Consider the following 19,049-nt stretch of genomic DNA (forward strand, 5'->3'; position numbering starts at 1 on the left):
TGTCAACGAAGCAACCACTTTCAGCGTCTCAACCTTAAGAACCCTGACTTTCCCTTATTACACCAACGAAAAACTCGATCATAAAACACATTTTTTGTCTATTGACCCTTTGTTTTGCCCCCGGATGGGTGGCGTTGTTGCTTGTCAGGGGCGGTTTTCTGGGGAGCAGCCGCCTGCTGGGTGGGCGCAGGGGACGGCAGCTCCGGGTGCTCCCGGTCGCGAATCCGGAGTGAGGAGGCGGATCGAGGTACCTCGACCCCGAGGGCGTCAAATGAAGCGTACTGAGTTTTGTTCCTACCTGTTTTTGGGAGGATTAGGAACATGGCCAAGAGGTATTCACTAGAGTTTAAGGATCGCGCGGTGCGGATGGTTGCGGATCGTCTAGGCGATGACCCGAGCATGAGGCAGTGGCAGGTGATTTAAAAGATCGCCCCGAAGCTTAGGGTATCGAATGAGTCATTGCGGCGCTGGTATGACCAGCACCTGATTGATTCGGGTAAGAAAGGCGGAATAACACGTGAAGAACACGAACAGATCAAACGGTTAAAACGCGAGAACGCGGAATTACGGCGGGCGAACGAGATTTTGAAACTCGTGTCAGCTTTTTTCGCACGAGAACTCGACCACCCCGGGAGCACATGATCGCGTTCATTGACGAATATCGTGATCGTTTCTTAGTCGAGTTCATCTGCCGGATACGGGGCGAGCATACGATTGGCGGGTTTATCACCTCCCGTGGCTACCGGCTAGCTAAAAGCCGGCCTGCCAGCGCTAGGAGCATACGAGACCGGATCCTAATCGAGGAGCTAAAGAAGATCCATGCTCGCAATTATGGCGTGTATGGGGTACGGAAAATGTGGCACGCAGCCCGCCGTGCCGGGCGGGATATTGGCCGTGACCAGGTCGCCCGGCTCATGAAAATCGCCGGAATCTGCGGTGTTCGCCGCGGCCGAGTGCCGGTGACCACCCGGCCAGCACCAGTGCCAGATTCTCGTCCGGATCTAGTTGGCCGGCAGTTCAAGGCCAGCAGACCCAACGAGTTATGGGTCGCTGACATCACCTACGTACGCACCTTGTCAGGATTCGTCTACACAGCCTTCGTCACCGACGTCTTTAGCCGCAAGATCGTGGGCTGGGCGACCCGCTCATCCATGACCACCGAAGCTCTTCCACTAGAGGCGCTCGAGCAGGCCATCATGGGTGCGAAAGAGGGTCTTGATGGCCTGGTTCATCACGCCGATCACGGCTCGCAATACACATCGATTGCTTACAGCGATAAGCTCGCCAACTACGGGATTAAGTCATCAACCGGTTCGGTCGGCGATTCTTACGATAACGCCCTAGCTGAAACAGTCAACGGCCTATACAAGAGCGAGTTGATCTACTCCCAGTCCTGGGCATCCCTGACCGAGGTCGAATGGGCTACCTTGAACTGGGTCCACTGGTGGAATACTGAACGGCTCCACGAATCACTCGACTACACCACCCCACAGGAGGTCATCACAAGATACAATCAAACCCGGTCAGCCAAACTGACCCCCGTATAAGAAGCGGAACAAAACTCAGTACGCTTCAAAACCAAATCCGGGAAGCATTCACCCAAGCCCTCACCACTCTGGCCCCACCACCCAGTCAAGAAGCACTTGACGCGATCATCACCCACACCTGCGACACCACCGAGCTAGAAGAACAACTCGCTCAAGTGGCGCTCGCCCGGGACGCAGTATTAGCCAGGCTCAACCAGCTCATCACCACCAACGCCACCCTCACCCAAGACCAAGACACCTACCAACACGCCTTCGACCAGCTACACGCCGACCACGAGCACCACACCCAGCGCTACAACGATCTCGAGAGGCGGATCCGCCAGACCCACGAAAAACGCCACCGCATCGAACAAACCCACACCTACCGAACCAACCACCCCGAGCTCGCCTACAGCGACGACGCATGGAACGCCCTGATCGACCACGCCACTATCGATACCGATGGTTTCCTCCAACTCACGTTCAAAGACGGGAAGATTCTCACCGTGTGGTCGAGTTGAGCCACCTTGGTTTGAGGGGGCGCGCAACGAAGCCACATGTACCAGACATGAGAGAAAAATAGATTGGAGCTAAAAACAAACTCTGCAGGGAGTCCCTGTCGCGTCTGTATGATAAACGGAAAATCCTATAAAGAATCAAATCACTGGGGGCAATGCTGCCAGTGTGATCGCTATGTTCTTTGTCGACGATCTTCGGAATCTGTTGACATGGGGTCGGCGTTCTGCTAACCTGCCGACGACTACCTTAATTACGAAGGAGCCAAAATGACGACAGATTCAGTGTTCAACGCACTTTCGGGTCTGCCTGAGCGCGTCCGCGCAACGGAAGTCCAAATGGCGGCAGTAGCATACCTGGAGACGAGAACTATCTTTGTTTCGGGTGTATTGGAAACATCCGACCGGGCTGTTATGGTGACCTATGATCTGCCCACCGTTGGCGAGTGGAACTTTGTAAAAACCGAAACAAATTTGTCTGATCAGGTCTGGAGCTCCTGGATCATGAGTGTTGATGAGGGTGGGCGCTTTATTGACGATCCTGAAAGGCCAAATCGTTCGATGCAGTTCGCCAAGTCTGCGATTAGTAGTGACGGAAAGCGGCTCGGATTCTATGACGGTGAGGTGCGTCCTGGCGAGTCGATCCTAAAACAATTCACAATCGACAGTCCTTCGCGACGTTTCTACATGTCGCACGGAAAAAGGGGTAGGCCCACCTTCCTGCCTTCAGAGGTTGAGCTTCTGGATGAGATTGAAAATGGGTATGAGTTAGATCCGGCATATGAACTCTTCGTACCTGTCGAAATTCGATTCTGAGTGTGGGAATTCATTCCGCTACCATTTCACGCCTCCGGCTGAACTCCTTGATAGTCCTCTAGGGCGGTTTTCAGAATCTTCTCAGTGCTGTCAAGCATTCTCGGAAGTGCAGAACAAATTTTCTTCTTATACTGAATGCACCATAGTCGGTGGAGGTTTATCTGCGGTAACTCTAGCTTGCTATTTGTCGCATTCAGGGATTGACTTCCGAATAATTGATCCGTATAGGGACCTGGCTTCGGAGTTCAGGCAACGAGTGTTTGTGACAGGTCAGCGAGTTATGCGTTCACCATACGAGCACTATGTTGGTTGCCGTAGAGTCTATGACTATTCGTTACTTGACTTCGCGAAGCTAAAGTACTCTTCTCTGACCGAGCGTGAGCGAGAGCAAGTCTTACTCGCTACCGCTGGTCACAGAAGTGTCGTTCCGGTTGATGTCTTTTTAGCTCACCTCGCGCACCAGATTAGAATCCATGAGTTAGATCAGCATCATATTGTCGACACTGCAGCCTCGATAAGTCGAAGCTCTGACGACCTTATTGTCAGACTCAAATCGGGAAGGGAACTGAGAACTGCCTTCATCGTTTATGCGACAGGGGAACAAGCCCGTACGATTGATAGTCGTGATTCCCGAATAGTTGCGTGTTATTCGACAAAGCTTACTGATATTGAGAGTTCAAAAGTATTAGTCGTGGGAGCAGGGCAGACGGCTGCGAATGTCGTTGAATCTCTTATGGAAAAGGGTTGTAGAATTGATCTGGCTTTTCCTGAGTCGAAAATTCACTACCGGTGCGTTGATTCAACTCCGCACTTTTTCCGGCCAGCGGGCCGCATAGAGGCTTTGCGGAACTTGGATGCTGTACGCTTTCCGCCTTCTATTATGATTGAATATGAAGAGCGTTTTCTGAAGTATATTGATAGAGGGGATCTTCGGCTCCTTGCTGGATCAACCCTTAAAGTGTGCGGAGATAGTAAAGAACCCGTACTCGTGCGATCAGGCGAACTAGTTGATCTTGCGCACTATCAGTATATTGTTCCGTGCATCGGTTTGGAGCAGAACACTAATTTTATCAATGATCGAGTTGCAGATTTCGACTGTGCCATTGGGGAGAGAGAATTCGTTATTGGTGCGGCTGCGCGGAGTAGTGTTGGGCCGATTGCTCGTAATATTGATGGCCACAGGGTTGCTGCCGAACGAATCACTACAGCGATTACTGAGAGAATGCGGAGCATACAGTAGTGAGTGACGATGTGCGTTATGAAAATATTCTCAGCGAGCTCGACAATCAATCTCCGGTCTCGTTTGAAGAAAAGATACTCCTTAGTACCCCTAAATATAGATTGGCGCTAGCGGTACTTCATGGTTGGGGATGTTCCCAAGTTGAGCTATCTCATCTTCATACTCATCTTCTTACGGCCGAGATGATGGAACATAAAATGCAAGAGTCGGAGCTCTTCGACGCAAGGAGTGAGGCTATCGCCCGCATTTCCGGGCTACACCTAGAGCCATCGGTGGCAGTATTCAATGGGAGATACCACTACGACGTTTATCGTTCATTGGTGTCTAAATTGTCGACACACGATGTACATACTTGTTCATCTAGGCTCATTGCTACAGCTTTGATGTATCTTGTGAGGTGACGTCTCGTGACGCAAGAATCATTTGGAGTTTACCGCAAGCTTTATTCGACGACGCTGATCAATCTGATCGCTGATGCGGTTGTGCAGGTGGCGCTTCCGTTAGCATTTTTGTCTGCCACTGGTTCGGTTTCTCTGGCTGCGCTACTTGCAGGAGCTACCCTGCTAACCCAGTTAATTCTTACGCTACCGCTAGCGGCTGTTGCCGATATGCTTCCCCGGCGGCCGATTGTGATCGCGGGCTACGTAGCGGAAGCTAGCTGTCTTGCGTTTTTAGGGGTAATGCTGTGGTTCGGGGTTTCCAACATTATTGTCTTCATAGGGGTTGGATGTCTCAGGGGTGCTGCTTCACAGTTCGGGGTTGCTGCCAGTTCGGGTTATATTCCACAGCTACTGGGTAGGGAATCGCTGCTTCGCTATAACTCTCGGGTGGAGACCATTGAAGGTGTCGCAGCTATTGGTGGGCCGACTCTCGCTGGTGGGATCGTGAGTTTGCTTGGCGGTCCGATTGCTTTAGCCGTACCCGCCTTGATGTCTGCAGTCAATGCCGTGGTTTACCGGGCGCTACCGGATCGTCCTGCGCCCTCGCCAACAAAGATGAGCCTAACTGGTGCGATAGCCCCGCGACGCATCGTCACGCAAATTACTGATGGATTTACCTATGTGCTTCGCTCTCGGTTGCTCGTATCTGCGCAGCTTGTACAGTTTGCTTTGGGGGCTACCACTGCGGGATATATCTACGGGGTTGTGGTATATCTGAAGTCCTCACTGGATGTGCCTTCGTGGCAAGTTGGCTTCCTCCTCGCAGCTTCAGGTGTCGGTGGTATTGCCGCCTCGTTAATGTTAGAACGCTTTATCCCCATTGATCGCTACCGGATCGTCATCATCATCGCTCTGCTGGGCGTATTAACGATCCTCATTGGATTCACGTTCGTAGAAAACCTCTTCATCTTAGCGACTGGCTTATTCTTGCTTGACTGCTGCTGGGTGGCGGTATTCATCTATGTGGGCACACTCAGCCAATACGTAACCGACGATGCGCATCTGGCTCGCGTGGACTCGGTTGAAACGCTAGTGTTCTTGGGCGCATCCAGCCTATCGACACTACTAGCAGGTACGATAATCCCCACTCACGGAGTCACCTGGTATCTAACCGCAATCTCACTGGCGACCCTGCCCGCGGTAGCAAGCTTGATGCTACTACCTAAGACTACGCCCGCTAAGGGTGATGATCCATATGGCGATGTCTCGCATACGTAGATCCAACCCGAATTATGGTGAAGCGTTCTTAAGGCACTTGGAGTACAAACCTTTCGGTCTAGGTTTCCAATTACCGCATTGCTGAGAGTGCTCTTTGACGGCGGAACCTTGTAAGCCCACTATCAGGCAACTGCACCCACCCTCGCGAGTTTTGCACCCACCACTCCGTCAACTGCACCCACCCAGCTCCTTGTATCCAAATGGGTCACTAAACATCCAATAGAACGTCACTTTGGATACAGAGGATTTCCGGCCCCGCCGGGAAGTGTCCGGAGTGGCGTTTTCGCTGTTCGGTGGCGATTTTTGGGGTGCTAGGGTTGGAGGTGTGGAGCTGTGGAGCGGCTCCCAGTGCGGGTTGATCGGAGTCTCGGAGGGGCGTCTCAGGGGCTCGCTCGGTCCGTCGAGGCTGGGTTAAGGGTTAATGGACAAAAAGGCATACGCCGCCTGTGTTGGACACGGGTTCTCATACGCCCTGTGGCTCGTCCGGCTCTGCCTTGTTCAGTACAAGGGCGGCGATACCGCAGGCAAGGCCGCCGATGACCCAGGCTAGCCAGAAGTTCGCCACGATGACACGGGCGATCACGTGCTCAGAGGCCCACGGCGCTGCGAGGAACATGGCGGTGAGCGCGATGATGGTGGCGATCAGCATGATGACCCCACACACCCGCTCCACCCTGGCGCTCGCAGCCCGACGGGCCGGATCGGTTTCCTGGCGCTGCTCCTTGTTGTATCCGCTGACGTCGAGGCGCCAGTATCGGATCCCGCCCCGGATTAACAGGCCCGTCCCGAGGGCAGTGCCGAACAGCACAGCAGCCGTCCACCAGCCGTCCTCCCGTCCATGAACGGCATCGCCTAAAAGCATCAGCCCGATCCCGCCGAGGATCACGGCAATCCCGCTGACGATGCTCGCGGTTAGCTCTCGGATGGCGCGGGCACGGTCGGCGCTCGTGTAGAAGTCCTCGACATACGGGTGCTCCCTACGAAAGGCGGCATGGCTCAACCCGGCGGGAACCAGCAGCGCCAGTCCGCACACGGTCCCCAGAGCAATGAGCACGAACTCTGCAGTGTCCTTGAGCGAGCCCAGCGCCAGACCATCCACCAGGACAGCCAAGGCCGCACCGGCGATGATCGTACTGACGCCTGCCGCAATCTTCCAGGCAAATCCACGCATGTGTGCGTCGTACCCGGTGTAGTCCTGCACCGGCCCCACGGCCTGCGGTACCACAGGCTCCTCCTGCCTGCCACTGTCGGCAGAACGGAGGTCCCCGGTGACCAGCTCATCAAGGGTACAGCCGAAGAGATCGCAGATGGTGAGCAGCTTGTCCATCTCCGGATAGGCACGGTCCGACTCCCACTTGGAGATCGCCTGACGCGATACCCCGAGCAGGACAGCCAAACGCTCCTGGGTGAGACCACGAGTGGACCTCAGGTACTGAAGGTTCTCACGAAATGACACAGCAACTCCTTTCACTATGGCCGCGGACGACACAACTGCCATCGCATTCCCCTGCGGCGGTTCACCCTCCACTTTGCCAGTGAGAACGCGGCACATCCACCACCCGACGGTTGCAATCCATCAAGCAACCAAATTTCTCCCGCAACCGCTGGTTGCATCCACTCGTACGGTCCTTCAGGTGATCTGCTCCGATCCCAAGGCACGTGTTCCAGCACAAACTTTCGTGTTGTGAAGGGTATCCGGGATAAAAATGGCACCTGGCAGCCCGGAAAAAACGACTCCCGAGGGACACCTCGCAAGGAGATTCCATAGTTCTTGACGGTTACTACCTCAAAATCAGGGTCCTTTGGAGTCGGCAAGCCGAATTCTTAATTGCTCATGACACCTCACCAATTTCACATCCGGTTCGTTGCACCTCTGAATCACAGTCACTCGTGTGGCATCAGGAATTTGACCCATGTTCCACGGTGAAGATATGTGTGAAAATGACGGGTACCGCCAGCGGTTGCTCAGCATCGTGACACCGAGTGACCCCAGTAGCGACAGGCACATGGAGGTGGATATGGAGGCTCTTAACACTCCGAGGCTCATGCTGAGGCCGATGTAGCTCACCGACCTTGAGGAGTTGTACGACATGAGCTAGATGTCCAAGGTCAATCGCTTAGACCCTGCTGACCCCGACCTGGACGACGCCCCGGACACCGGCGATGTCAACCTCTTCCTGTTCCTGTGACGCCAAGAAGCACGCGCCAATAACTCACTCTCTGGTGACGCCCGCTCTACTGGTGCTCCCAACGACAACACCTCAGACAAGGCATAACCCTGGCGATGCAACCGAAGCTCGTGATCGTTCGGGGGCTTCATCGTTTTCACGCAACGACATGCACCCACCCGCACCCAGAGATGCACCCACGAGGCTGAACCATGCACCCACCTGGCTTGGTTCTGCACCCACCCCAGCCTTTGTATCCATCGTGACCACGTTTGGTCTCCGTTTCCATGTGGGGCGCCTAGGTTCACCCCGCCACCCCCGCTATACCGCACGTAGTTGCGCATCGTTCGCTGGCACCCACTCTGGCTACCTTTACTCCCCGCGCACCCATGTTTCACGCATCCATCTTCCGCGCACCCATCTTCCGCACACCCACGCCCACTCGCGGCGCTCTTCTGACATCCGCGCGCACAATTTGCCGTCGCGCGCGTCAGACCAGCGTCCCGGATGCAGAACTCCACCCGGAGAGTCTTCGCCGGAGGCACTCCCGCGAGGGAGGATGGAGCTCGCCGAGACGGCGGCGGAGCTAAACCCGGCCGAACCACACACTTGCCCGTTCACACTAGTCACAATTGCCACACCCGCATCATCTGTCACGGACTCTCGTCGGTCGTCGCAACTAACTCGTGAGTTTCAGCCCCAAAATCGCCGTTTTCACGACGAAACCCTCCTAAACTCACCAGTTGACAACACGCCCCCGACCATCACCACCGTGCAACTCCCGGGCCGCTGTAACTAACTCGTGAGTTTCAGCCCCAAAATCGCCATTTTCGCGACGAAACCCTCCTAAACTCACCAGTTGGCAACACGCCGCCACTCACCGCCCCGGCACAGCCCCCGAGCAACTTCAAGAGTGGGAAACTTTAAACCCTGAAAAGCCCACTTTTACACTCTGAGACTTGCACTGTTGCACTCTGGATTCTCACTGTAGAAACGGAGTTACACTCTGCCATCCAACACGGAAGGATGCCCCGGCAGCTCAGTGACAGTATGGTCTTGAGAAACGATGCGGTACGTCGTATCGCGGTGGCCCCAACCTCCGTCCCGGTCCACCCTACCGGCCTCCCTGAGCCTATTGAGCGCGTAGCGCAAACGCCCGCCATTCAGCCCGGTGCGGGCGCGGAGCTCCTGGAAGGAAAGCGACCCATCGGCGGCAAGAGCCTCAAGCACGACCTCCCCGTTCTTCGTCACGAAGTCGGTCACCGCAGGACTGACGACCGGTCGCTTCGAATAGATTCTCTCCGCTTCCTTGTCCGCCGACGTCGACACGGGCGTCGTCGCCGAAATCTCGGCGCGAGTGACGGGAGTGCCGTAGAGAATGGCAGTGAAACGCACGCCGTTGTCAGCGAAAGTGGGATCCGGAAGGCCAGCCAAACTGAGCTGACGGTACACCTCAGCCACTCCGCCGCCCTCCCCTTCGATCACACTCGAACCGGAATCAGTTCGCAGGCGCTTTGCCATGTCGTACAGGCGGGGGTTCACGGCGTTTTTCGCGAGTGCCGGGCTTGCGAGCTGGTCTTTCGAGATGCCACGCAGCCCGCCGGGATTGACGACAATCAGGCGATCGGCCGCGATGCGCACTTCCACCCACTGACCTTCCGAGTTTGGGGAGAGATCACGGTGGACAAGGGCGTTCGCGATGATCTCGCGAACCGCGACGGGCGGGAAGAGCGGCTCTTCCACCATGTTGCCATCATCAAGGTAACGGTTGTGGCGCGGCGCGTTCTCCTCTACCCATCGCATGGCAGAATCGAGAAGGTCGGGAAGCGGGCCGTCGAAATCCTGCAGGTTGCGCGTGCGCACGCTCCCTGAGCGGCTCCGTGGTAGCTGCACTGCTGCCGTCACTCGAAGCTGCGGAGCCTTCGCCTGCGGGTAACGCCCGAGCGAATACAAGCCGGCAAGCGTGACTTCACCGCTGGGTGCGAGCACGTTTGTCAGCTCCAGAAGTTCGGCGTCGTCTACCACCTGGGCGAGTCGTCTACTTGCCTGGCGCGCTTTTGCACAGAAGTCTGCCGTCGCGCGCGGATCGAGATCGTCGATCGACGTGCTGGAAACGGCGGCGGAATCGAAGCGATAGAGCTCAGACTGTCCCAGCTTTTGTATCTCGACGAGTGCGCGATCGGCGTCGTTCATCACGTAGTCGCCATCCGATTGCCGCAGGTAGGCGCGGCCGCGATGCACTGCCGGTCGCTGCGACAGAGGCAAGGGGGTCACCTCGACGACGAGGATCTCCTTCCCCTCGTAGGTCAAGACCGTGGGCGAAAGCTGCGGGGCCGGGGCCACAGATGAGCGGGTTTGATCTACGACTCGCGCCGCCAGCTCGTGTGCATTTTTCACCCCGACGACGGCGAAGTCATTGCGTTCGTCGATTCCAAGGATGACCGTGCCGCCGCTCGGCATGTTCGCAAATGCACACATAGTCTCTGGAAGGTTTTCCGGCAGGCGGGAGGCACGCTTGACCTCAATGTCAGTCGCATCACGCTTGATCTGACGAAACTCTTCAAGAATGCGAAGGAGCCGTTCTACCGTCCATTTCATACTCTACAGTATGAGTAGTTTCACTCTAGAGTGCAACTCTTGTGTGGGCAAGTTTCGCTCTATCGGTCCGAAGTCGCACTCTGGAAGGAGAATTGCACTCTCCCACCGGACACGGACGTGGTCTTCCATTCAGCAGTACGCGCGGACCTATTCTGGGGAGCAAACCCGCCGCCTCAAATCAAATAAACGAGTCCATGACGCACCTCCGACACGTATGATCGAGTTGTTGGCGAGAATTGACAGAAGGAAGTGCACATGAACGGCAACTCCTGTATTGGATTTGACGACGAACCGACTACCGAAGATCTCATTAATGCTAAACCCTACATTCAGGGCTTTGTCAGCTTCATTACCCAGTGCCCAACTCCGATGACAACTGCCATTCAGGGTGATTGGGGCAGTGGCAAGACGTCGTCGCTCATTGCAATCAAGAACGAGGATAAGCTCAAGGATGCGTGGGTACTTGAGTTCAACACGTGGCAGTACTCGCAGTTTAACCTCGGCGAACAGCTGGTGTTTTCTCTCATTGGCGAAATCCTCACGCAGCTAAGGACGAAGATCGAGCAGTCATCGAACGAGGGTCTTCAGTCTGAAAAGGAGCCCCTTAAGGAAAAGCTCACGCGGGTAGCTCGTACTCTGTCCCCATTGGCCAAGTTCGGGGCAACAGTACTGGGATTCGGAGGCGCCTACGAAGCCCTCGAGCAAACACACTCCAAACACGTAGCAGAGTCGCACTCGGAGGATAACCTCGGCCCAAATCAACTCATTCAATCCATTTCCACCCTTCGCTCGGATCTCCAAGATCTCGTAGATGCGATTACGAAGAGTGGTCCGGATAGAATCTATATCTTTATTGATGACCTTGATCGTCTCGAGCCAGAACGGGCTGTCGAGGTCATGGAAGCTCTCAAGGTTTTCCTCAATCTCCGCGGTTGCGTTTTCGTGCTCGCAATTGATTTCTCCGTCGTTCTTCGGGGTGTGCGCTCTAAGTACGGTGCAGATTTCAGTGAGGATAAAGCGCGATCCTTCTTCGACAAGATCATCCAGATCCCGTTTAATCTGCCAGTTAGCGCATACGAAATTGAAGGAATCCTCGAAAGCGGCCTGAATAGCCTGGGGGTGGAGTTTACAAAAGATAGCCTCCCGCAGTACGTCGATCTCGTGAACCATTCAATCGGAACAAATCCGCGGTCAATCAAGCGTATCCTCAATACGTTCGCACTGATTCTCGAAATATCTAAGGTAAGAACCGAAGACACTCCCGAAGAACTCAGTCGGTCACAGTTGGATGTTTTTGCGGTGCTCTGCCTGCAAACGGGATACCAGAAACTGTTTAGAGAGCTTTTGCGCTATATGGGAAGCGGAAACTCTGCGGCGGACTTCCTCGAACAATCGTTGGATATGACCCGCTCTGACGATGACGAGACCGATCGTTTTAGCGAAGCCCTGGAGAGGTGGGGGCTAGAGCCAGTCCAAGGGCCCGTCCTAGCAAGGTTCTTGGGTATCCTGGAGGAACTCTTCTCTGACGGCAAGCGGAATAACCTCAATGATCAACGGATCATGGACGCCTTAGCTAACGCGGCAATTACCGCTGTGGGCCTCGGACATGAATCAGACACTGTCATATCGGATGGCCGCATTAGCAAGCTAGAAGACATCGATTCCCGTCTTGCAGCTCTGCCAAACGAGAAGGTGAGTATTGCGACGAAGAACAATTTGCGAGCTTTCGAAGATGAACTGACGCGTGGGCTTGGCGCCGTAGTCGCTGGTGACACGGGTAAGTATTGGGGCTACGCCATCGGGGAAGGCGGAGAGACAAATGCGCGCATTGGGGGGAACCGATTCGCCGAACTTCACTACGGCGTCAAATCTTTCCGCGTAGAATTTGGGAACTTCCTTTCGAAGGAAAAACAGCACGACCTCTGGGAGGAAGCCAAGCGGGCCGGTTTGGAGACCAGAGCGCCTTCAACATCAAAGCCACCAATGAGTATGAAATCGATTGCTTCCGAGGAAGCAGCACGCAAAGCGGCAAGGATAGTGGCCAAGGCGTACCGACTCGGTGGACAGTAGCGGTTATTCCGACGCGCCTTCTCCTACCCACTCAGTCGGGTGCGGGTACTGATCGTCGGGCAGGATCCCTACCCCACGCCCGGGCACCCGATCGGGCTCAGCTTCGCCGTTGACCGGGACGTCAGGCCAATCCCACGGTCGCTGGCCAATATTTACCGCGAACTACACGACGACCTCGGCATCGCCCCCGCCCCCCACGGCGACCTCACCCCGTGGTGCGAGCACGGCGTCATGCTGCTTAACAGGGTGCTCAGCGTCCGGCCCGGCAAACCCGCCTCGCACCGAGGAAAGGGATGGGAGAAGATCACCGACCACGCCATCCGCGTGCTCGCCCAACGCGAGCAACCGCTCGTCGCAATCCTGTGGGGGCAGCAGGCCCAGGAGCTCGCGCCCCTTCTTCGCACGACGCCGAAAGTGACCTCCGCCCATCCCTCACCGCTGTCGGCCACGCGAGGATTCTTCGGCTCCAGGCCCTTCTCGCGCGCGAACGCCCTGCTCGAGGAGCAAGGCGCGGAGCCGATCGACTGGCGCCTGGAATAGGCCGGGTATGGGCCGCCGGCGATTGGCTGACTAAACCGGAGGCGGAAAGCTACATGGAGTCACTCCGAACAAAACCTTTACAGGCCCACGACCGCAGGTTAGAATCATCACAATTCGCGACGAAAGGAGTGGTCCCATGACCATCGCAACATTGACAACGATGGTAGCCATCGCCATGGCCGCACCATTTGCAGGAATAAACCAGGACACGAGTGCCGACCAGAGCCAAGATCTTCAACAGTCAACAGTTCTTCAAGATGCCTCCGCCTACTCGCCGAAACTCAACGAAGAGAGTCTCCGGCCAGAATGGCCAGAACTTGTCACTACTCCTCTATCGTCGATGAAGCCGACGACGGAAGGTGGCGGAATCATAATCAAGAACTACCCACGCGTGACGGCAAAGCAGGGTTGTTGGCAGGCTCGACTGGGAAATCTCATCTGGAGCATCGGCTGGGAGGGACTGGTGTGCATCCCATTTAGCGTTGCAACCGGCCCCGTCGGTAGCCTCGCCTGCGGTGCGGTCGGTAGCGTCGCATCAATATACATCCCATTCAATAGCGTGTGTCGATAGGGAGAAGAACACATGCCAGTCATATTGAAGCGGATAGCCTATTTTCTTACGCTCGCCACGGTCTCGCTATTGATCGTGGCCTCCAAGTCACTGGTCACCGGAGAGAGCCCAATAGCCACCCTCCACGACAACACCTGGGCGATCATTTGTGTCCTGTTGGGAGCTGGCCTCCTTTCAGCGGCATACGATCCACAAAGAGACGTCCCAGACACCACCAAGAGACGGCAGCTACTCATCTTCTCAGGCATCAGCGCCGTCGCCCTCATTGCTGTTGCACTGGTCTTCGTGTTTCTTTAAGCACCCTCAGTCCCAGGAAATCTTCTCAGCCCCAGGCGGTCTTCTCATTTCTGTCAGTCTCGTTGCTTTTTGCGCTTGGAGTCCTCGGACTTATTTGACTTGGGGCCCGACAGTTCACTTGAAGATCTGACCCACCTGGCGACACTTCACTTGAATATATCGGCTACCGGTCGCTACGCGGGCCTGGTAGGCCTCAGATTCATAACCCGTATCGGGCGGCCGCTTTCTAGTCGGGTTCCGTGCTGAGGCTCATCAACATATCGACGTCGCGTAAAACAACCGCATTTCCTCGCCGCTCGATAATGCCGCTCGATTCTAACCGGGCGAACTGACGCGAGAGGGTTTCCGGCGTCGTGTCGAGCAAAGACGCGATGTCCTTTTTCGTCAGCGGCAGCACGACGGCGGTTGCATTCCCACGCCGCATGGTCGGCAATCCCAGGAGATAGTCCGCCAGGCGCTGGCCGACCTCGGCTGAGACGATTGCGGACAGCCGCGCCTCCGTTTCGGCCAGCCGCTCCGAGACCTGAACGAGCATGTGCAAACCAACCGAGGGATACTCGGCGAAGATTGTGATGAGCTCGGAGTGGTCGAATACGCATGCCTGCGTGTCTTCCAAAGCGACCGCCGTGTGCTTGGCGCGCATCCGTTTCAAAAATGCCCACTCCCCAAGGAAATCGCCGGGCCCGATGACCCGCACCAGCTGTTCGTGCCCGTCGGCGTTCGTTCGGGTGAGCTTCACCCGGCCCTTATGGATCACAAAGAGCTGGGAAAGATCGGCGCCTTGGGAGAAAAGCGTGGTGCCGGCCTCCAGCTGCGTCGGCTGGGCAACCCGGGCAACCTTGAGCTGATCCTCATAACGCAAGCCTTTGAAGATCGGCACGATCGCAACGCAGGTGTCGCCGACGCTTTCGTGGTCTAGTTTCTGGCTATGCACAAGCTCCTCCGTCCTTTCACGCAACACTAACTCAATTGTGCCGGGCGGGACTTGACCTTGGTCAAGGCGCGATCCGCAAATCCATTGTTGTATGAGAGCGCAAGTCCATCAAGAACGACAACGACGAAAGGTATCTCATGACTCGTGCAGATTTCTCTACCAGCCCGTTCACCTGCCCCAGTTGCGTGAAGAAGATCGAGACCAACGTTGGGAAGATGGCCGGCGTCAACGACGTGCGCGTCCTGTTCAACTCCAACAAGGTCAAGGTCAACTTTGACGAGGCCGGCGTCACCGCCGACGACATCTCGGACGTCATCACGAAGCTCGGCTACCAAGTCGAATCGGTGAAGCTTTCTTAATCACGACGGCGGAGGCGGGGGCTACCTGCCCCCGCCGTCCCCTTGAAAGGACCTGATGTGTTCACCCAATGGCTCACTTCACTCCAGGCGAAGAAGTACATCTCGCTGGGATCAGCCACCCTGCTGGTGGTCGTCTTCCTCCTATCGCGGGCAAACACCGCTGCGCAACTGCAAGAGGGCATTCTCATCGCGGTGTCCGTCGCGGCGGGAATCCCGATCCTCATTTCCGCCGTGCGAGCACTGACGGTTAAGGCATTCTCCATCGATCTGCTCGTGACGATCGCGGTGGCAGGGGCCCTGATCATCGGCGAATACGTCGAATCGGCGGTCGTGGCGTTCCTTTTCATCTTCGGCACCTACCTCGAGGTTCGCACCCTGGCAAAGACCCGCGAATCTCTAAAGAACCTCATCGACATGGCCCCCAAGGAGGCCGAAGTCATCCGCCACGGCGAAAGCGTCGTCGTCAACATCGACGACGTCGAAGTTGGCGACCGCGTGGTTGTGCGCGTCGGCGGGCAGATCCCGATCGACGGCACTGTCGTCAAGGGTGAAGGCGCCATCAACGAAGCCGCCGTGACCGGCGAACCCGTCGCGGTCGTCAAGTCGCGGGGCGATTCCGTATGGTCGGGAACGGTCGCAGAAACCGGCTACCTGGAAGTGCGCGCCGACCGGGTGGGCGAAGATACGACGTTCTCCCAGATCATCGAACTCGTGGAAGAAGCCCAGGATTCTAAGGCGCCCACCCAGAAGTTCCTCGACAAGTTCGCCAACATCTACACCCCGGCAATCATCGTAGCCGCCATCGTGGCGTGGGCAGTGACCAAGGACGTGCGCTTCGCGCTGACCCTGCTCGTCATCGCTTGCCCCGGCGCGCTCGTCATCTCCACACCGGTCTCCCTCGTAGCCGGCTTGGGCAACGCCTCCAAGCATGGTGCTCTGATCAAGGGCGGAGACGCCCTCGAACGATTCGCCAAAATCGACACCCTCGTCATGGACAAGACGGGCACCGTGACCGAGGGGCGCCCCGAGGTCAACGCCGTCGTCACCTTCAACGGCTTCACCGAGGCCGAGGTGCTCGCCGCCGCCGGCTCTCTCGAACAGGCCTCCGAGCACCCCCTCGGCCGCATGATCGTCGCCTCGGCCCGCGAGGCCGGCCTCGACCTGAGCGCGACGCCGAGCGAGGTCACCGTGATCCGCGGCAAAGGAATCGAAGGCCGCCTGGCCGACCGCGCCGGCACGCCGCTACACGTCGTCGTTGGCTCGGCTCGCATGTTTGCCGATCTGCCCTCCGATGCGCGCCAGCAGGCAGCGGCCCAGGAGCAACTCGGCAACACCGTCTCTTTCGTCGCGCTCGATGGCCGCCTCGCCGGATTCATCGCCATCTCGGATCGCCTTCGCCCCGAAGTGGCCGACTCAATCGCCGCCCTGCGCGATACCGGCATCCGCGCGTTCGTCATGCTCACCGGCGACAACCGCCACACGGCCAACGCCGTCGCGCAAGCCGTTGGCATCGACGAGGTCTACGCCGAGCTGATGCCCGCCGACAAGGTCAGCGCCGTTGAGAATCTCAAGGCCGGCGGCCACACCGTGGCGATGATTGGCGACGGCGTCAACGACGCCCCGGCCATCGCCACCGCCGACCTCGGTATCGCGATGGGCGGGGGAACGGACGTGTCGATGGAATCGGCCGACGTCGTCCTCGTCGGCAACCGCTTCGACCAGCTGCTGCAAGCCCGCGCCACGGCGCGAGCCACGGCCGCGAACATGCGGCAAAACACCGCCATCGCGCTGATCACCGTGTTCTTCTTGATCGCCGGTGTCCTCTTCGACATGGTGCACATGGGATCGGGAATGTTCATCCACCAGGCGTCGGTGATCATCGTGGTGCTCAACGCGATGCGTCTGATTACGTTCCGCAACGCGAGCGCGCAGCGCATCGCATCGCGCCCTCGCACCCCGGAGCCAAACGCGCAACGGCACGTTACCCCTGCGGCTAGCCCGGTTATCGGGAGCCAGGTCCAGACAACAGTCAAATGACCGGAGCGGCAGTTTCGATCCTCGGGGCACGACGTGGGGCACGACGTGGAGCAGGAGGAAAGGGGTTTCGAGCGGAGGGGATCAAAATTGGGCATTAGCGCAGGCACGGGCGGTAGGCCACGACGAGGACCGCTCGAAAACCAGATGTAGAGCGCGCAATCAGCCGGTTGGGCTCGCGAGGAGCACTCCTGCGCGAGCCCAACCGCATTGCGGGTGGCCAACGCCTATCCGCCGTCGCACTTGTCGCAACTGCAGCGTCCAACGCGGCGGCGGACACATTACCATTTGCCTCGTTCTCACGTTTACCATGTGCAGTATTCTTCTTCCATGAAGAATGATGAAACATTTTTGGACCTTGATCTTTTGGTTATAGGTTTTGGTAAAGCAGGTAAGACCCTGGCGATGACGCGCGCGGCGGCAGGCGATCGCGTGGCTATTGTCGAAAAGTCTCCAGCCATGTACGGCGGCACGTGCATCAACGTGGCGTGCGTTCCAACGAAAACACTACTGACCAGCGCAGAACGCGTACATGACGCCATGAAGCAAGGCGTTCTTTCGGTGAGTCTGGACGAGGCTTTTGCCTCCGCGCAGGAACATCGCGACGCTTTCATCGCCAAACTCAACAGCGTCAATAAGGCGATGGCGGAGGGCAAGAACGTAGCCATTATTGATGGTTTCGCACGTTTTGTAGCGCCGAAGACGGTCGAGGTAACCCAGGCAGAGGGCGCTCCGCTTCAGATTATGGCGGACACGATCGTTATCAACACGGGCGCTGAGCCGCGCAAGCTCAACGTTCCTGGAGCAGACGGGGAGCGCGTTTACGATTCGACCTCTATCCAGTTCGTGGACAAGCGCCCCGGCGAGCTCGCCGTCATCGGCGCGGGGCCAATCGGCCTCGAATTTGCCACCATGTTTGCCCACATGGGCACGAAAGTCACGGTTGTGGATGCAGGGTCGAAATTCCTGCCGATGTTTGATCGAGATGTTGCCGATCTGCTGCGCGCCGATCTGGAAGATCTCGGCGTGCATTTTGTGCAAGGTGGCGTTCAATCGCTCACGCATGAGGGCGATCGCGTGAGTGTTGAGCTCGACCAGGGCAGCGTTTCTGCCGACGCTGTTCTCGTTGCAATCGGGCGCGTGCCGGCCACGGCCGACCTCGGACTCGAAAACGCAGGCATCGAAACCGAACGTGGATTCGTTACGGTTGATGAATACAGGCGTACAAACGTTGATGGCATTTACGCGGTAGGTGATGTCAATGGCGGGCCGCAATTCACCTACATCTCCTACGACGATTACCGCATCGTGCTCGATCACAAGTGGGGAGAAGGCAAGAAGAGCGCGAACGGGCGCATCTTCCCAACATCGACGTTCATCAACCCGCCGCTGTCGCAAATCGGCATGAATGAGGAACAGGCTCGCGCCTGGGCGGAAGAAAACGGCAAGGAGCTAGACATTCGCGTCTCAAAGATCGCCGATCTGGCGATCGTGCCGCGTCCAAAGATTCTCGGCAACCCGCGCGGCATGGCGAAGTTCATCATAGACAAGGCGAACGGCCTGATTGTAGGAGCCGTCATCTACTCGGTGGATTCTCAGGAACTCATCAATACCGTCGCACTTGCGATGCGTGAACAGATTCCGGCCGCTCGAATCGGCGCCGGCATTTACACCCACCCCTCCACTTCTGAGCTGTTTAACGCAATGCTCGCCTAGAATCTCG

Annotated in this window: 13 protein-coding genes and 2 pseudogenes; 12 read left to right on the plus strand and 3 right to left on the minus strand. The window is 57.0% G+C overall.

The genetic code is table 11. The features are described 5' to 3' along the window. Window positions 1-321 precede the first annotated feature (321 nt). From J2S45_RS10285 to J2S45_RS10305, 5 genes and pseudogenes are all read left to right on the plus strand, one after another. Window positions 322-1,547 (plus strand): annotated as a pseudogene (locus J2S45_RS10285) (IS3 family transposase). A gap of 155 nt (window positions 1,548-1,702) precedes the next feature. Next, window positions 1,703-2,047, plus strand: coding sequence for a hypothetical protein (locus J2S45_RS10290; protein ID WP_307635343.1), 345 nt, complete (start codon window positions 1,703-1,705; stop codon window positions 2,045-2,047). A gap of 264 nt (window positions 2,048-2,311) precedes the next feature. Next, window positions 2,312-2,857 (plus strand): DUF6423 family protein, encoded by a 546-nt coding sequence (locus tag J2S45_RS10295; RefSeq protein ID WP_307635344.1) that lies wholly within the window; start codon window positions 2,312-2,314, stop codon window positions 2,855-2,857. Window positions 2,858-2,963: 106 nt separating this feature from the next. Beyond that, on the plus strand, window positions 2,964-4,097 hold the full coding sequence (locus tag J2S45_RS10300) for a hypothetical protein (RefSeq protein ID WP_307635345.1): 1,134 nt from the start codon (window positions 2,964-2,966) through the stop codon (window positions 4,095-4,097). 407 nt (window positions 4,098-4,504) lie between these two features. Beyond that, window positions 4,505-5,755, plus strand: coding sequence for an MFS transporter (locus J2S45_RS10305; RefSeq protein ID WP_307635346.1), 1,251 nt, complete (start codon window positions 4,505-4,507; stop codon window positions 5,753-5,755). A gap of 463 nt (window positions 5,756-6,218) precedes the next feature. On the opposite strand, the gene J2S45_RS10310 is transcribed toward J2S45_RS10305, so the two are convergent. Next, a complete protein-coding gene (locus J2S45_RS10310) occupies window positions 6,219-7,211 on the minus strand; it encodes a helix-turn-helix transcriptional regulator (RefSeq protein WP_307635347.1) in 993 nt (330 codons plus the stop codon). A gap of 1,711 nt (window positions 7,212-8,922) precedes the next feature. After that, window positions 8,923-10,521 carry an RNA-binding domain-containing protein gene (locus J2S45_RS10315; RefSeq protein ID WP_307635348.1) on the minus strand — a complete coding sequence of 533 codons (1,599 nt, stop codon included), beginning with the start codon at window positions 10,519-10,521 and terminating at the stop codon, window positions 8,923-8,925. A 255-nt stretch (window positions 10,522-10,776) separates the two neighbouring features. Between J2S45_RS10315 and J2S45_RS10320 the strand changes: the two genes are divergently transcribed. The 4 genes and pseudogenes from J2S45_RS10320 to J2S45_RS10335 all read left to right on the plus strand — a co-directional run bounded on the left by J2S45_RS10320 (window position 10,777) and on the right by J2S45_RS10335 (window position 13,999). Continuing rightward, the gene (locus tag J2S45_RS10320) at window positions 10,777-12,591 is read left to right on the plus strand and encodes a KAP family P-loop NTPase fold protein (protein ID WP_307635349.1); all 1,815 of its coding nucleotides are present in this window, start codon (window positions 10,777-10,779) and stop codon (window positions 12,589-12,591) included. Between the two features lie 12 nt (window positions 12,592-12,603). Beyond that, window positions 12,604-13,131, plus strand: a pseudogene (locus tag J2S45_RS10325) (uracil-DNA glycosylase); the annotation flags it as partial. Between the two features lie 136 nt (window positions 13,132-13,267). Then, entirely contained in the window at window positions 13,268-13,702 is a 435-nt protein-coding gene (locus J2S45_RS10330) for a hypothetical protein (protein ID WP_307635350.1), read from the plus strand. 12 nt (window positions 13,703-13,714) lie between these two features. After that, window positions 13,715-13,999, plus strand: coding sequence for a hypothetical protein (locus J2S45_RS10335; RefSeq protein WP_307635351.1), 285 nt, complete (start codon window positions 13,715-13,717; stop codon window positions 13,997-13,999). A gap of 226 nt (window positions 14,000-14,225) precedes the next feature. On the opposite strand, the gene J2S45_RS10340 is transcribed toward J2S45_RS10335, so the two are convergent. Continuing rightward, window positions 14,226-14,933 carry a Crp/Fnr family transcriptional regulator gene (locus J2S45_RS10340; protein WP_296931752.1) on the minus strand — a complete coding sequence of 236 codons (708 nt, stop codon included), beginning with the start codon at window positions 14,931-14,933 and terminating at the stop codon, window positions 14,226-14,228. A 137-nt stretch (window positions 14,934-15,070) separates the two neighbouring features. Between J2S45_RS10340 and J2S45_RS10345 the strand changes: the two genes are divergently transcribed. The 3 genes from J2S45_RS10345 to J2S45_RS10355 all read left to right on the plus strand — a co-directional run bounded on the left by J2S45_RS10345 (window position 15,071) and on the right by J2S45_RS10355 (window position 19,042). Then, a complete protein-coding gene (locus tag J2S45_RS10345; protein WP_307635352.1) occupies window positions 15,071-15,292 on the plus strand; it encodes a heavy-metal-associated domain-containing protein in 222 nt (73 codons plus the stop codon). 57 nt (window positions 15,293-15,349) lie between these two features. Next, entirely contained in the window at window positions 15,350-17,329 is a 1,980-nt protein-coding gene (locus J2S45_RS10350; RefSeq protein WP_307635353.1) for a heavy metal translocating P-type ATPase, read from the plus strand. Window positions 17,330-17,656: 327 nt separating this feature from the next. After that, window positions 17,657-19,042 (plus strand): dihydrolipoyl dehydrogenase family protein, encoded by a 1,386-nt coding sequence (locus J2S45_RS10355; protein WP_300047936.1) that lies wholly within the window; start codon window positions 17,657-17,659, stop codon window positions 19,040-19,042. Window positions 19,043-19,049: the final 7 nt, after the last annotated feature.

The sequence above is a fragment of the Trueperella abortisuis genome, assembly GCF_030811095.1.
Classification (GTDB): Bacteria; Actinomycetota; Actinomycetes; order Actinomycetales; family Actinomycetaceae; genus Trueperella; species Trueperella abortisuis.

Coding starts and splice junctions, on each gene's coding strand:
- J2S45_RS10355 (WP_300047936.1), top strand. CDS start 17,657: ATGAAGAATGATGAAACATTTTTGGACCTTGATCTTTTGGTTATAGGT.
- J2S45_RS10345 (WP_307635352.1), top strand. CDS start 15,071: ATGACTCGTGCAGATTTCTCTACCAGCCCGTTCACCTGCCCCAGTTGC.
- J2S45_RS10315 (WP_307635348.1), bottom strand. CDS start 10,521: ATGAAATGGACGGTAGAACGGCTCCTTCGCATTCTTGAAGAGTTTCGT.
- J2S45_RS10335 (WP_307635351.1), top strand. CDS start 13,715: ATGCCAGTCATATTGAAGCGGATAGCCTATTTTCTTACGCTCGCCACG.
- J2S45_RS10320 (WP_307635349.1), top strand. CDS start 10,777: ATGAACGGCAACTCCTGTATTGGATTTGACGACGAACCGACTACCGAA.
- J2S45_RS10330 (WP_307635350.1), top strand. CDS start 13,268: ATGACCATCGCAACATTGACAACGATGGTAGCCATCGCCATGGCCGCA.
- J2S45_RS10295 (WP_307635344.1), top strand. CDS start 2,312: ATGACGACAGATTCAGTGTTCAACGCACTTTCGGGTCTGCCTGAGCGC.